This is a genomic window from Nocardioides acrostichi (genome assembly GCF_015319165.1).
Lineage (GTDB): Bacteria > Actinomycetota > Actinomycetes > Propionibacteriales > Nocardioidaceae > Nocardioides > Nocardioides acrostichi.
The window spans coordinates 178,689-192,074 of sequence record NZ_JADIVZ010000007.1 but is presented as its reverse complement, the minus strand read 5'-3'; the positions used below and the strand labels follow the sequence as shown (position 1 = coordinate 192,074).

The window sequence follows — 13,386 nt, the reverse complement described above, 5'->3', positions numbered from 1 at the left end:
AGGCCGGAGGTGTACAGCAGTAATGCCCAGCCGACCGGTACTAATAGGCCGAGGGCTTGCCCTCACACACTCTCAACACACACCACAAACCAGACACTGGTCAACTGTGGTCACCGTGTCCCCGCCCCCCACCCGGGGGCGGTAAGGCGAGTGTGTGGCACCAAGCCACACCAACACCGTGTGCACATGCATCAACGCACCACACACGCCCTGCAAACACACAACAACATCATGTGTGTCTCGCGTCCACACCACCCATCACAACACCAGTGGTGACCACAGTGATAACTACATAGACCAACCACACCACCGCCTGGGTGAACACCCCCCCCCAGAACACCAGGTGTGGGTTGAAAGAGTTACGGCGGCCATAGCGACAGGGAAACACCCGGTCCCATCCCGAACCCGGAAGTTAAGCCTGCCAGCGCCGATGGTACTGCGACCGAGAGATCGTGGGAGAGTAGGACGCCGCCGGACATACACTCCGTAGGGGCCACCCGTTGGGTGGCCCCTACGTGCATTGCATGAATGAACATCTCAAGGAGTAGGCGTGCCCGAGCGGCGTAATCCCCGACAGCAGCGGTCCGGCGACAGCCCGCGACGCGGTGAGGGAGGTCGCGGCGGGGGAGACCGCCGCGGAGCCCCGTCCCGCTCCGGCGGCCAAGGCGGATCGCGGTCCGGTGGCTCGTCGTCCTCACGTGACGGTCAGCGGGGGCCTGAGCGCACCTCGCGTGATCGGCGGGATCGGGCCGAGCGGCGGGAGCCTCGAGCCGACAAGGCGGTCTACGACGGTCCCGAGCTGCCCGACGACATCACGGGCCGCGAACTCGACCGCTCCATCGCGGCCCAGCTGAAGGGGCTTCCCGAGAAGCTCGCGTCGCGCGTCGCGCGTCACCTGGCGGCGGCGGGCGCCCTGGTGGAGGAGGATCCCGAGACGGCCTACCAGCACACGCTGGCCGCGCGGGCGCGCGCACCGCGGCTGGCCGTGGTGCGCGAGGCTGTGGGCGAGTCGGCCTACGCAGCCGGACACTACGCCGAGGCCCTCTCGGAACTGCGTGCGGCGAAGCGGATGAACGGCGCCACCGACTACCTGCCGATCATGGCCGACTGCCATCGCGCGCTCGGTCAGGCCGACCAAGCGCTCAAGCTGGCCAAGAGCCCGGCCGTGGGCAACTTCGCCCCGCCGGCCAAGGCCGAGATGACGATCGTCGAAGCCGGCGCACGCCGCGACCTCGGACAGGTCGACGCGGCGCTGCGTACCTTGGAACTCGCGCCCCTGCAGTCCAAGAGCAGGGAACCGTGGGTGGTGCGGTTGCGCTACGCCTACGCCGACACCCTGGAGCACGCCGGTCGCACGACCGACGCCCTGGCGTGGTTCCACCGCACCCATGCGATCGACGCCGAGCAGTTGACCGACGCCGCCGAGCGTGCGGCGCTTCTGGAGACGTCAGTCGAGTAGCCGCAGACAGCCCGGTCAGGGGGTCGTCACGACGCCGCGGCGACCGGGGTGATGTTGATGACCACCGCCGTGCCCGCCGACTGGGTGCCCACCTGCAGGCCCTCGCGGTAGCTGATGCCGACGGGGTCGACGAAGGCGGCGGTCGGCTCGTCGGCCTCGATCTCGATCAGGATGCTGTCGCCGGCGCGCAAGGTGCCGTCCGCCGGATCGCTCACGTCGTCGCAGAAGGCCGAGGGATCGGTGGTGACACCGATGGATCCGCCGGTGCACAACAACGGGGTCACCGTCACGGGTGCGGTGGCCGTCGTGTGCACGTGCACCCCGCCCATCCGCAGGGTGCGGTCGAAGTCGGCACTCGGTGTGAAGACCCCGACGAACACCGGGCGACCTGGCGAGGTCGCCGCGGTGACGTGCCCCGCACGCACGGGCAGCGGCGCCGGGTGGGCGATGTACCACCCGACCGTTGCGAGAAGGACGACGGCCAGCACGAGGGCCGTGACGATCCGCAGGCGTCGCCCGGACGGGATCCTACTGAGTCCGTCGGGACCGCTGAGGCTCGTCATGGCTAGACACTAGGACACCTCAGTGTCTGGCCTGCCACAATGCACGGCATGAAGGATCTGAAGAGGCCGGCCCTCGAGGGCAATGTGGAGGTCGGCGACGGTCGGCGGATGAGTTTCGCCGAGTACGGCTCGCGGTCGGGTCCGGCGATCGTGTGGATGCACGGCACCCCCGGGGCACGACGGCAGATCCCGCTGGAGGCGCGCGACTACGCGCGCGAGCACGGCCTGCGCATCATCGGCATCGACCGCCCCGGCATCGGCAGCTCGACACCCCACCTCTACGAGCAGATCCTCGACTGGACCGACGACCTCGCCCTGCTGCTCGACACGCTCAGCATCGAAGAGTTCCGAGTCGTTGGCCTCTCGGGTGGCGGCCCCTACGCGCTGGCAGCGGGCGCGGCGTTCCCCGACCGTGTGCCCGGCGTCGGCGTGCTCGGCGGTGTCGCCCCGACCGTCGGACCGCACGCGAGCGATGGGGGGATCATCCAGCTCGCCGTGCACCTCGCGCCGCTGCTCCAGGCGGGCCGGGTTCCCCTCGGCATCGCCCTGACCCAGGCGATCAGACTTCTGCGGCCGGTCGCCGGATCCGGACTCGACCTCTACGCCGCTGTCCAACCCGCGGGAGACAAGAACCTGCTCTCCCGCCCAGAGTTCAAGGCCATGTTCCTCGACGACCTGCTCAACGGAAGCCGTTTCCAGACCTCGGCACCCATCAACGATCTGATCCTGTTCACGCGACCGTGGGGTTTCGAGCCCGCCGACGTCACTGTCCCGGTGCGGTGGTGGCACGGCGACGCCGACCACATCGTGCCCTTCCGACACGGGCAGCAGGTGGTCGACGCCCTGCCCGACGCCACGATGACCGTGATCGACGGCGAGAGCCACCTCGGCGGGCTCGGCATCGCCGAGGAAGTGCTGTCGACGCTGTCCGCCCTCGGCTGAGCCGTCTCGACGTTCGCGGTTCCGCTGGCGCATCGGCGCCCCATGGGTCACAATGGAACCACAACTCACATCGGTGTCACTCGATCCACCACATCACCGCGACAGCCCGCTGGGGAAGGCGCAGCTTCGCTGGAGATGAAGGAGGGGTCACCGTGACCACCACAGCAGCCACCCGTGCGACCACGAGGGGTGTCCTCTACGTGCACTCAGCGCCCTCGGCGCTGTGCCCGCACGTGGAATGGGCCGTCGGGGGCGTGCTCGGCGCGCCCGTCAGCCTGGACTGGACCCCGCAGCCGGCGCACGCGGGCACCTACCGTGCCGAGCTTTCCTGGACGGGTTCTCCCGGCTCGGCCGCGGCCGTGACCTCCGCGCTCCGCGGGTGGAAGCACCTACGCTACGAGATCACCGAGGAGCCGACGCCCGCCAGCGAGGGCCAGCGCTACTCCTACACCCCTGACCTGGGCGTCTTCCACGCCGTCACGGGCCTGCACGGCGACATCATGATCCCCGAGGACCGCATCAAGGCCGCCGTCGTGAAGGCCGCCATGGGTGACACCACGCTGCTCGTCGAGGTCGACCGGCTGCTGGGCAAGCCGTGGGACGACGAGTTGGAGACGTTCCGTCACGCGGGCGAGGGCGCCCCGGTGCGTTGGCTGCACCAGGTGGTCTGAGTCAGCTCGCCAGCCTGAGCTTGAAGTAGGTGGTCTTGATGCGACCCGTCATCGCGTTGGAGTTGCCCACCTTGTAGCCGAAGCGTCCCTTGATGTGGAAGGTACCCGGCACCGTGTTGGAGAAGCAGAACCGAAAGGTGCTGCGACCACGCTTGGGATCGCTGCCCTTGCTCACGCCGCCCGAGGCGACGCTGACCCCTCGGCGATCGATCAGGATCGTCTCCAGGGCCCATGTGGTGGAGTCGGGCGGAGGGTTGATCTTGTAGCGGTAGACGTAGTCGTGGCAGCCGCGCTTCAGCGTGCCGTCGTTGCGCAGGGTCTTGGCGTACTGGGCGTACTTGGGGCTACCGGCGGCGTCGGCGGGGGCCGAGAGCGTCGCGGTCGTCAGCACGAGGGCGATCGCCAGGGCGAGGGGCAGGGTGAGTGGCAGCGCGAGAGGCGCCGCCAGCACTTCGAGCCCTCTCGAGCGTGAACAGCGCGCGGTCAAGGTGGATCCCTCCCCAAGAGGCCGTCATGGCGACGGCGACGTCGGTCACTGTGCCCAACGTCTCACACGCCCGAAACGTTACGGTGACCCCCGGGCCCCGCTCGCGTGATGGGTACGGGCTCAGAGGGGGATGTTGCCGTGGGCTCCCCGGCGTACGCCGACGCTCTGCACGGCATCGTCGATGGCGGCCGCGATGGTCGTGCGGGTGCGGGCCGGGTCGATGACCTCGTCCACGACTCCGATCTCGACGGCCTTGTCGACGCCGCCGGCGAGGCGTTCGTGCTCGGCGGCCAGTTCGGCCTCCACCTGAGGTCGGATGTCGGGGGACACCTCGGCCAGCTTGCGCCGGTGCAGGATGCGCACGGCTGCGACGGGCCCCATCACGGCCACCTCGGCGCCGGGCCAGCTGAACACCTTGGTCGCGCCCAGCGAGCGGGCGTTCATGGCGATGTAGGCCCCGCCGTAGGTCTTGCGGGTCACCAGGGTCACCCGAGGCACCACGCACTCACCGAACGCGTGCAGCAGCTTCGCGCCACGCCGCACGACGCCGTCCCACTCCTGACCCACACCGGGCAGGTAGCCGGGCACGTCGACGACGACGACCAACGGGATCGCGAAGGCGTCACAGAGTCGGACGAAGCGGCTGGCCTTCTCGGCCGAGAGCGAGTCGAGGCACCCACCCAAGCGCAGCGGGTTGTTCGCGACGACGCCGACCGTGCGACCACCGAGTCGCCCGAGAGCGGTGACGATGTTGGGCGCCCACCTCGCGTGCAGCTCGGTCATGGTGCCCTCGTCGAGGAACGACTCGACCACCGGGTGCACGTCGTAGGCGCGCTTCTTCGACTCCGGGAGCAGCGCCTCGAGGTCACGGTCCTCGACCGATTCCACGCGCAGGCTGCCCTGGGCGCCCATGAGGTGCGCCACGGTGCGGGCCTGCCCCAGCGCCTCGGCCTCGGACTCGGAGACCACGTGGACGACGCCCGAGCGGCGTCCGTGCGGCTCCGGCCCGCCCAGGCGCAGCATGTCGACGTCCTCACCGGTCACCGAGCGCACGACATCGGGGCCGGTGACGAAGATGCGCCCCTCCGGCCCGAGGATGACGATGTCGGTGAGCGCGGGACCGTAGGCGGCGCCGCCCGCGGCGGGGCCGAGGACCACCGAGATCTGCGGCACCTTGCCCGACGCCTGGGTCATGACGTGGAAGATCCGGCCCACGGCGTGCAGGCTCAGCACGCCTTCGGCCAGACGGGCGCCACCGGAGTGCCACAGGCCGATGATCGGCACCGAATCGGTCATGGCCCGGTGGTAGGCGTCGACGACCACGCGGCAGCCCAGGTCGCCCATCGCGCCGCCCATGACGGTCGGGTCGGAGCAGAAGACGACCACCGGAGCGCCCTCGATGGTGCCGACGGCGGCCATCATGCCGGAGTCGTCCTCGGGGGAGATCAACTCCAGCGAGCCGTCGTCGAGCAGGGCGCGCATCCGGTGCACGGGGTAGCGCGGATCCTCCTCGCGCGGCGGCTTGGCCGGCTTCGTGTTGGCGTCCGGGCGGACGGGAGTGGTGGTCATCGGAGGTCTCCTGACGTTCGTGGTGAGGGTCGGAGCGGGTCAGACGCTGCCGAAGGCGACCGCTACGTTGGCGCCCCCGAACCCGAACGAGTTGTTGAGCGCGACGATGTCGCCCTGCGGCAGGTCGCGCGCCTTGATCGCGATGTCGAGCTCGACCGCGGGATCCTGATCGTCGAGGTTGATCGTGGGCGGGGAGACGCGGTGGTGCAGCGCCAGCACCGTCGCGACCGCCTCGAGAGCGCCGGCGCCCCCCAGCAGGTGGCCGGTCATCGACTTGGTCGAGGTGACCACCACGTCGGTGGCGTGGCTGCCGAGCACGGCATGCAGCATGAGCCCCTCCGCGATGTCGCCCTGCGGTGTCGAGGTCGCGTGGGCGTTGACGTGGGCCACGGTCGCGGGGTCGACGTCGCCCTCGGCGATGGCCCGCTTGATGGCTCGGGTGCCGCCCCGGCCCTCGGGGTCGGGCTGGGCGATGTCGTGGGCGTCGGCGGTGACGCCGGCGCCCAGGACGGTCGCGTAGATGCGCGCTCCTCGGGCGAGTGCATGCTCCTCGGTCTCGAGGACGACGCAGCCGGCGCCTTCGCCGAGCACGAACCCGTCGCGGCCGGTGTCCCACGGGCGGGAGACCGTGGTCGGGTCACCGCCGTCGGGGCCGCTCGCGGTCTTCGAGAGCGCCATCATGTTGGCGAACGCGGCGATGTTGAGCGGGTGGATCGCCGCCTCGGTTCCGCCGCACACGACGACGTCGGCGCGACCCAGCCGCAGCTGGTCCAGGCCCAAGGAGATGGCCTCGTTGCCCGAGGCGCAGGCCGAGACCGGCGTACTGGCGAACGCGCGCGCCCCGAGGTGCAGGCTCACCGTGGCGGCCGGGGCGTTCGGCATCAGCATGGGCACGGCCAAGGGGGAGACCCGCCGAGGGCCCTTCTCCTTGAGCGTGTCGTGGTTGGCGAGCAGGGTGGTGACCCCGCCGATGCCCGATGCGAAGGCGACCCCGAGACGCTCGGGGTCGAGGCCCTCGGCGTCCGCCAGACCGGCGTCGGCCCAGGCTTCGGTCGCCGCCACCAGAGCGAACTGCGAGGTGCGGTCCAGGCGACGGGCCTTGACCCGGTCGATGATCTCGGTGGGCTCGACCGCCGCCTGACCCGCGATCTGCACGGGCAGGTCGGCGGCCCACTCCTGCTCCAGGCGCCGCACGCCGGAGCGTCCGGCGAGCAGGGCCTCCCAGGTCGTGGGCACGTCGCCACCGACCGGGGAGGTGACTCCCAGGCCGGTGACGACGATCCGTCGGGGCGTCGAGGCGGGCATCAGGCGGAGGCGCGCTCGATGTAGGCCACGGCGTCGCCGACGGTCTTGAGGTTCTTGACCTCGTCGTCGGGGATCGAGACGCCGAACTTCTCCTCGGCGGCCACGACGACCTCGACCATCGACAGCGAGTCGACCTCGAGGTCGTCGACGAACGACTTGTCGAGCTGCACGTCGTCGGCGTCGACGCCGGCGACCTCGTTGACGATCTCGGCGAGGTCGGTGCGGATCTCTTCGGTGGTGGCCATCAGGTGGTTCTCCTTCGTGGGTGGGGTGATGGTCGTGCGGAAAGCTGTGTCGGCCCGGCGGTCAGGGCAGGACGACGACCTGGGCCGCGTAGGCGAGCCCGGCGCCGAAGGCGATGAGGAGCGCGAGATCGCCGCTGTGCGCGGTGCCCTCGGCGTACATCCGGTCGAGGGCGAGCGGTATCGAGGCGGCCGAGGTGTTGCCCTGCTCGGCGATGTCACGGGCGATCGCCACGGTCGCGGGCAGCTTCATGGCCCGGGCCATGGCGTCGGTGATGCGCATGTTCGCCTGGTGCGGCACGAAGCAGTCGAGCTCGTCGGCGGTGATACCCGCTCGGTCGAGGGCGGCCAGTCCGACCTTGGCCATGGTGAACGAGGCCCATCGGAACACGGCGTTGCCCTGCATGACCAGGTGCGGCATCCGGGGCGCGTCGGAGGCCAGCACGTCGCGCCAGTCGTCGCGGCTGCGGATGAGGTCGGCGTGCTCGCCGTCGGAGCCCCACGCGACGGGGCCGATGCCCGGGACGTCGCTCGGGCCCACCACGGCGGCCCCCGCACCGTCCGCGAAGATGAACGCCGAGCCCCGGTCGGTCGGGTCGGTCTGCTCGGAGAGTCGTTCGACGCCGATGACCAGGACGTGGTGCGCGCTGCCGCCGCGCACGAGGTCGCTGGCGAGAGCCACGCCGTGGCAGAAGCCAGCGCAGGCCGCCGAGATGTCGAAGGCGGCCGCTTGATCGGTGCCGAGCTCGTGGGCGACGGTCGTGGCCAGGGCCGGCGTCTGGAGGTAGTGGCTGACCGTGGCGACGACGACGGCATCGATCTGCCGCGCGTCGATGCCGCTGCGCTCCAACGCCTGGCGGGCGGCGCCGACGGCCATCACCTGCACGGTCTCGCCGTCGGTGGCCCAGCGCCGCTCTCGGATGCCGGAGCGCTGCTGGATCCACTCGTCGGTGGAGTCGATCGCGTCGACGATCTCGCTGTTCGGCACGATGCGGCCCGGGCGGTACGCCCCGATGCCGAGGATGCGTGCGTGCTGCGCCCCGGTGCTCGATACGAGGGCTGGCATCAGGCAGCGCCCGCCGGGTGCAGTCTGACCAGTGGCTGTCCGGGGGAGACGAGGTCGCCGTCCTCGACGAGCCACTCGACGACCTGGCCACCGTGAGCGGCGGTGACCTCGACCTTGTCGCGCGAGCTCGCCACGTCGCCGATGGCCGTGCCCGGGGCCAGGTCGGGCACGTCGGCCTCCGGCGAGCGGTGGAAGGTGCCCTTGACGGGGGAGACGACGACGCGCCAGGTGGGTGTCGTCTCGAGGCCGGCGTCCTCGCCGTGCTCGAGGCAGAACGCGCGGGCGTCGTCGAGCTGGTCGGGTGTCTTGAGGGCGAAGGTCGCCACGCCCTTGAGGGCGCGCTTGGCGATGCCGGTCAGGGTGCCGGCGGGGGGCATCTCGAGGATGCCGGTGACGCCGAGATCCTCCATCGTCTCCAGGCACAGATCCCAGCGGACGGGGCTTGCGGTCTGACCGACGAGACGGGCGAGCACGTCGCGACCGTCGTGCACGACCCGACCGTCGCGGTTCGAGATCACCCGGGTGCGCGGGTCGTGCGTAGAGATGGAGGACGCGAGCCGGGCGAGGTGTCCGACCGCCGGCTGCATGTGCGAGGTGTGGAATGCGCCGGCGACCGAGAGCGGTCGCAGTCGGGCCTTCTCGGGCGGGGCGTCGGCGAAGGCGGCCAGCTGTTCCATCGTCCCGGCGGCCACGATCTGGCCGGGTCCGTTGTCGTTGGCGGGGGTCAGGCCGTGCGTCTCGAGCGCGGCCAGCACCTCGTCGCGGTCGCCGCCGAGCACCGCTGTCATGCCGGTGGGCGTGGCGGCCGAGGCCCGGGCCATGGCCTTGCCACGCTCGCGGACCAGGACCATCGCCTGCTCCGCGGTGAGCACGCGGGCACCGACGGCCGCGGCGATCTCGCCGACACTGTGCCCCGCCAGGGCGCCGACCGTGCGGAACGCGTCGGCGGGCTGCGGGTAGAGCTGGAGCGCGGCCACGAGAGCGGTGCCCACGAGCAGGGGTTGAGCGATCTCGGTGTCGCGGATCGTCTCGGCATCGGCCTCGGTGCCGTAGTGGGCGAGGTCGAGGCCGGCCACGGTCGAGAGCCAGTGCAAGCGGTTCTCGAAGGCAGGATCCTCCAGCCAGGGGGTGAGGAATCCGGGGGTCTGGGCACCTTGGCCGGGAGCGACGATGACGAGCACGAGGTCCACTCTGCCCTGGTCGAACTCGACCACCCACACGGTGATCTGACGAAGTTTGGCCGGTGTCCGTTGTCAGATCTCCACAAGAACGACGGTTCTCGTGGCGCGCCTCACAGGCGTGCGGCCGCCTGACGTCCGAGAATCAGCGCGATCTGGAGCGTGAGCGCGTCGCGCGGGTGTGTGGGGTCGAGGTCGACGACGTCTGCGACCTGCCGCAGTCGGTAGCGCACCGTGTTCGCGTGCACGAAGAGCCGTCGCCCGGTCGCCTCGACCGAGCCGCCGCAGGAGAAGTACGCCGCCAGGGTCTCGACCATGGCACCGCGAGCCTCGTCCAAGGGCCTGAAGACGTCGTCGACGAGAAACCGGCGCGCGTGACCGTCGCCGGCCAGCGCGCGCTCGGCCAGCAGATCCTGCGCGAGCACCGGGCGCGGTGCCTCGGGCCAGCCGCTGGCCGCGCGGTGGGCGGCCAGGGCGACTCGAGCCGACACGTGGGCCGCAGTGAGCCCGTCGACGACGGGTCCGACCACGACGGGGGCGTCGTCCGAGAACGAGCCGAGCACGACCTCGGCCGCGGCCTGGGGATCGTCGGCGCCGCCGAGGATCACGACGAGGCGCTCGCCCTGGACGGCGCAGAGGGCGTCCAGCCCGCGGTCTCGCGCCCGGGAGCGGGTCGTGTCGACGAGATCGGACTCACCACGGCGCGCTCGGAGGTCGCCGAGGACCACGACCACGCCGCCGCGGGTGGACCAACCCAAGGCACTGGCCCGCGAGTGCAGGGTGTCGTCGGGCTCGGCACGCAGGACGGCGTCGACCACCAGCGCCTCGAGGCGGGCGTCCCAGGCGCCGCGCGTCTCCGCCGCCCGCGCGTAGACCTCCGCGGCGGCGAACGCGACGTCGCGGGCGTAGCGCAGCACGGCGGAGTGCACGGCCGCAGCCTCGTCGCCGAGCAGGTCGTCGAGGCTGTCGTCGACGACGTCGATGGAGAGTCGGACCAGCTCGACCGTCTGCTGGAGCGAGATGACCCCGGCCAGAGCTCGGGGTGCAGCGCCGAAGACCGCCGAGGCGATGGCTCTCTCCCCGCGCTCCGGAAGCCGCCCCGCTGCCCCGCCGTCGTCCTCGACATACCACTCCACGAAGCTGCGGATGCCGGCCTGCACGATCTGCGCCACCCAGGCTCGGTCCTCGGCCTCCAGCTCGGAGAACCACGCCACCGAGCGCTCCATGCGACGCATGGCGGCCGTGCTGAGCGCGCCGGTCGAGCGCAGCAGGGTGCCGGCGGCCGGGCTGGGCGCATGCGGGGGAGTGGGACTCACGGGCCCAGTGTGCCGTGAACGCGAGGGCGTGGCCGAGGTCACGGCGCGGTCACGGCCCGAGTGGATCCTCCAGCGAGCAACCCGAGAATGTGTCGATTGCGTGAAGTCCCTTACAAATAAGGGAAAACTGCGCAAGGCTGTCGGTCACGGCCGGGGCCGGCGCGATGCCGAGCGCCCGCGACGTCCCCACTACCAGGAGGCACGTTGAGTAGCTCCGCGAGCGAGGTCCAGTTCCTCACGATCCACGGTCACCAGCGGGCCTTCGTGAAGGTGGGCAGCGGTCCGGTGCTCCTGCTGCTGCACGGCCTCGGCTGCGACCACACCACGTGGGAGCCGGTGATCGACACCCTCGCCGAGCACTTCACCGTCATCGCACCCGATCTGCTGGGGCACGGGCAGTCGGCCAAGCCGCGCGCCGACTACAGCGTGGGCGGGTACGCCAACGGCATGCGCGACCTGCTGACCGTGCTCGGCATCGACAAGGTCACGGTCGTGGGGCACAGCTTCGGCGGCGGAGTGGCGATGCAGTTCGCCTACCAGTTCCCCGAGCGCACCGAGCGGCTGATGCTCGTCGCCAGTGGCGGACTCGGCCCTGAGGTCACTCCCGTGATCCGCGCGATCACACTCCCCGGCTTCCACCAGGTCATGGGAGCGCTCACGTTGCCGGGAGTCCGTCACGCCGGCATCGCGGGCATGCGGGCCTTGTCCGCGACGCCGCTGCGCGCCACTCGCGACCTCGACGAGGTGGCCGACATCTACGACTCGTTCAAGGATCCCGCCGCTCGCGCCGCGATCCGCCACGTCGTACGCGCCGTCGTCGACGTCAAGGGCCAGATCGTCACCATGGCCGATCGCGCCTACCTCACGCAGGCGATGCCGATGTGCGTGGTGTGGGGCCGCGACGACCAGGTGATCCCCGTCAAGCACGCCGGCAACGCGGCCGCTCTCGCCCCGGACGCCCGGGTCGAGGTGATCCCGCATTGCGGTCACTTCCCGCACAAGGACGACCCGGAGCGGTTCGCCCGGATCATGGTCGAGTTCATCGGCGACAACCAGCCGGCCGTCTACTCGCGGGCGCGTTGGCGCACCCTGCTGAAGAACGGCCACATGTCGCCGGTCCGCACGGCCCGCTCGACCCGGGTCCGCACCGCCCCCACGACGTCCGTCACCGCTGCCGCCGGCGCCTGACCCGCGAGGGGTCGCGAATCGTGCCGCGAGGGGTCGCGAATCGTGCCGCGAGGGGTCGCGGATCGTGCCGCGAGGGGTCGCGGATCGTGCCGCGAGGGGTCGAGTCAGCCCCAGTTCGCCAACACGGTGAGACAGAAGGGGTGCCCAGCGGGATCGATCAGCACCCGCCACCGGTCGGCCCCCGGCTGCTCCTCGGGCAGGACGGCGCCCAGTTCGACGCAGCGGGTCTCCGCGGCCTCGACATCGTCGACGCCGATGTCGAGGTGGAACTGCTTGGTGCCGGCCGGGTTCGGCCACGCTGGCGGCTCGTAGCCCTCGACCCGGCCGAAGCCGAGCCGGGTGGCGGGGCCTTGGAGCATGGCGTAGTTCTCCTCGGAGTAGGCGAGATCCCAGCCGAGGAAGGCCGACCAGAAGGCAGCAGCCGCGGCGGGATCGGCGCAGTCGATGGACACCATGGCGAGTTCGGGAGTGCTCATGGCTCCACTTTCACGCTCGGGCCCGTGCGTCGATAGAAGAAACGCGACAGACTGCCGACTCGTGAGCGATCTGGGCCGCGACCGGGCGATCCTCGACCCGACGAGTGCGGCCACCCGCCTCAGGGTCGGGCGCACGGCGGCGCCCGCCACGCTCGAGGCGCAGGTGAGCTATCTGTGGTCGGTGCACTGGCGCGTCGACGCCGACCATGCGCAGCGCGTGCTGCCCGCACCGGTGATGCACCTGGCCGCGGAGTTGCGAGAGGGCGCGCCGCGGCTGGTGCTCACCGGGGTGCAGCGGCGGATCTTCACACGCACCCTGGCCGGAACCGGTCACGTGGTCGCCGCCGCCTTCCGGCCCGGAGGAGCCCGAGCCTTCCTCTCCTGCGCCGCGGCCGCCCTCACCGACACCGAGGCCCCGGCGAGTGAGGTGCTGCGCGGCTCCCCGGACGATCGTGGCGTCGCGGCGTCCCTGCTGGAGCCTGGTCGTCAGCAGGAGGAGCTCTTTGCCGAGCTGGGCGAGTGGCTCCAGACCGTCGACCGGACGCACGACCTGCGCATCGACGAGGTGATCGGTCTGGCCGAGCAGGTGGAGGCGGACCCCAGCCTCACCCGTGCCGAGCACGTGGCCGCGTTGGCCGGCGTCAGCCTGCGCACCCTCCAGCGACGGTTCACCGACTACGTGGGCGTCGGACCCAAGTGGGTGGTGCAGCGGTGCCGACTGCTCGACGTGGCCGCGGCCGCACACTCCGGCGAGGAGGTCGACTGGGCCGCCCTCGCCGTCCGGCTCGGCTACGCCGACCAGTCGCACCTGATCCGTGCGTTCACCGAGGTGGTCGGGCGCTCGCCGGCCGCCTATCAGCGCGATTCCTGACCCCTGGAGCGACGATTTGCGGCCCCTCGCGGGACGATTTGCGACCCCTCGCG

General features: G+C 71.1%; 14 protein-coding genes and 1 rRNA gene. 6 read left to right on the top strand and 9 right to left on the bottom strand.

Annotation, left to right across the window (positions count from 1 at the left end; genetic code table 11):
• The first annotated feature begins 360 nt into the window (after positions 1 to 360).
• Together rrf and ISG29_RS14335 are read left to right on the top strand one after the other, a co-directional pair.
• Positions 361 to 477 (top strand): 5S ribosomal RNA (rrf, locus tag ISG29_RS14340).
• A 73-nt stretch (positions 478 to 550) separates the two neighbouring features.
• Positions 551 to 1,459: a tetratricopeptide repeat protein gene (locus ISG29_RS14335; RefSeq protein ID WP_235959851.1), complete on the top strand. Its 909-nt coding sequence runs from the start codon at positions 551 to 553 to the stop codon at positions 1,457 to 1,459.
• Positions 1,460 to 1,485: 26 nt separating this feature from the next.
• On the opposite strand, the gene ISG29_RS14330 is transcribed toward ISG29_RS14335, so the two are convergent.
• Positions 1,486 to 2,022: a hypothetical protein gene (locus tag ISG29_RS14330; protein ID WP_194504125.1), complete on the bottom strand. Its 537-nt coding sequence runs from the start codon at positions 2,020 to 2,022 to the stop codon at positions 1,486 to 1,488.
• A 48-nt stretch (positions 2,023 to 2,070) separates the two neighbouring features.
• On the opposite strand from ISG29_RS14330, the gene ISG29_RS14325 reads away from it, so the two are divergent.
• Positions 2,071 to 2,964, top strand: coding sequence for an alpha/beta fold hydrolase (locus ISG29_RS14325; protein WP_194504124.1), 894 nt, complete (start codon positions 2,071 to 2,073; stop codon positions 2,962 to 2,964).
• Positions 2,965 to 3,116: 152 nt separating this feature from the next.
• Positions 3,117 to 3,635 carry a DUF3145 domain-containing protein gene (locus ISG29_RS14320; protein WP_194504123.1) on the top strand — a complete coding sequence of 173 codons (519 nt, stop codon included), beginning with the start codon at positions 3,117 to 3,119 and terminating at the stop codon, positions 3,633 to 3,635.
• A 1-nt stretch (position 3,636) separates the two neighbouring features.
• Here the strand turns inward: ISG29_RS14320 and ISG29_RS14315 are convergent, their stop codons facing one another.
• From ISG29_RS14315 to ISG29_RS14285, 7 genes are all read right to left on the bottom strand, one after another.
• On the bottom strand, positions 3,637 to 4,086 hold the full coding sequence (locus ISG29_RS14315; protein ID WP_194504122.1) for a hypothetical protein: 450 nt from the start codon (positions 4,084 to 4,086) through the stop codon (positions 3,637 to 3,639).
• 156 nt (positions 4,087 to 4,242) lie between these two features.
• Positions 4,243 to 5,691 (bottom strand): carboxyl transferase domain-containing protein, encoded by a 1,449-nt coding sequence (locus ISG29_RS14310; RefSeq protein WP_194504121.1) that lies wholly within the window; start codon positions 5,689 to 5,691, stop codon positions 4,243 to 4,245.
• A 39-nt stretch (positions 5,692 to 5,730) separates the two neighbouring features.
• Complete coding sequence (locus ISG29_RS14305) at positions 5,731 to 6,996, bottom strand: beta-ketoacyl-[acyl-carrier-protein] synthase family protein (RefSeq protein ID WP_194504120.1); 1,266 nt, start codon at positions 6,994 to 6,996, stop codon at positions 5,731 to 5,733.
• Entirely contained in the window at positions 6,996 to 7,241 is a 246-nt protein-coding gene (locus tag ISG29_RS14300; protein ID WP_194504119.1) for an acyl carrier protein, read from the bottom strand. The genes ISG29_RS14305 and ISG29_RS14300 overlap by 1 nt, the downstream gene beginning before the upstream one ends.
• Before the next feature lie 61 nt (positions 7,242 to 7,302).
• Positions 7,303 to 8,304: a beta-ketoacyl-ACP synthase III gene (locus ISG29_RS14295; protein WP_194504118.1), complete on the bottom strand. Its 1,002-nt coding sequence runs from the start codon at positions 8,302 to 8,304 to the stop codon at positions 7,303 to 7,305.
• Positions 8,304 to 9,485: an acyltransferase domain-containing protein gene (locus ISG29_RS14290; protein ID WP_194504117.1), complete on the bottom strand. Its 1,182-nt coding sequence runs from the start codon at positions 9,483 to 9,485 to the stop codon at positions 8,304 to 8,306. The genes ISG29_RS14295 and ISG29_RS14290 overlap by 1 nt, the downstream gene beginning before the upstream one ends.
• 110 nt (positions 9,486 to 9,595) lie before the next feature.
• Positions 9,596 to 10,798, bottom strand: coding sequence for a PucR family transcriptional regulator (locus tag ISG29_RS14285; protein ID WP_328829220.1), 1,203 nt, complete (start codon positions 10,796 to 10,798; stop codon positions 9,596 to 9,598).
• A 204-nt stretch (positions 10,799 to 11,002) separates the two neighbouring features.
• Here ISG29_RS14285 and ISG29_RS14280 point away from each other — a divergent pair, with 204 nt between their 5' ends.
• A complete protein-coding gene (locus tag ISG29_RS14280; protein ID WP_207793130.1) occupies positions 11,003 to 11,986 on the top strand; it encodes an alpha/beta fold hydrolase in 984 nt (327 codons plus the stop codon).
• 104 nt (positions 11,987 to 12,090) lie between these two features.
• On the opposite strand, the gene ISG29_RS14275 is transcribed toward ISG29_RS14280, so the two are convergent.
• On the bottom strand, positions 12,091 to 12,462 hold the full coding sequence (locus ISG29_RS14275) for a VOC family protein (protein ID WP_194504116.1): 372 nt from the start codon (positions 12,460 to 12,462) through the stop codon (positions 12,091 to 12,093).
• A 61-nt stretch (positions 12,463 to 12,523) separates the two neighbouring features.
• Between ISG29_RS14275 and ISG29_RS14270 the strand changes: the two genes are divergently transcribed.
• The gene (locus tag ISG29_RS14270) at positions 12,524 to 13,333 is read left to right on the top strand and encodes an AraC family transcriptional regulator (RefSeq protein ID WP_207793129.1); all 810 of its coding nucleotides are present in this window, start codon (positions 12,524 to 12,526) and stop codon (positions 13,331 to 13,333) included.
• Positions 13,334 to 13,386: the final 53 nt, after the last annotated feature.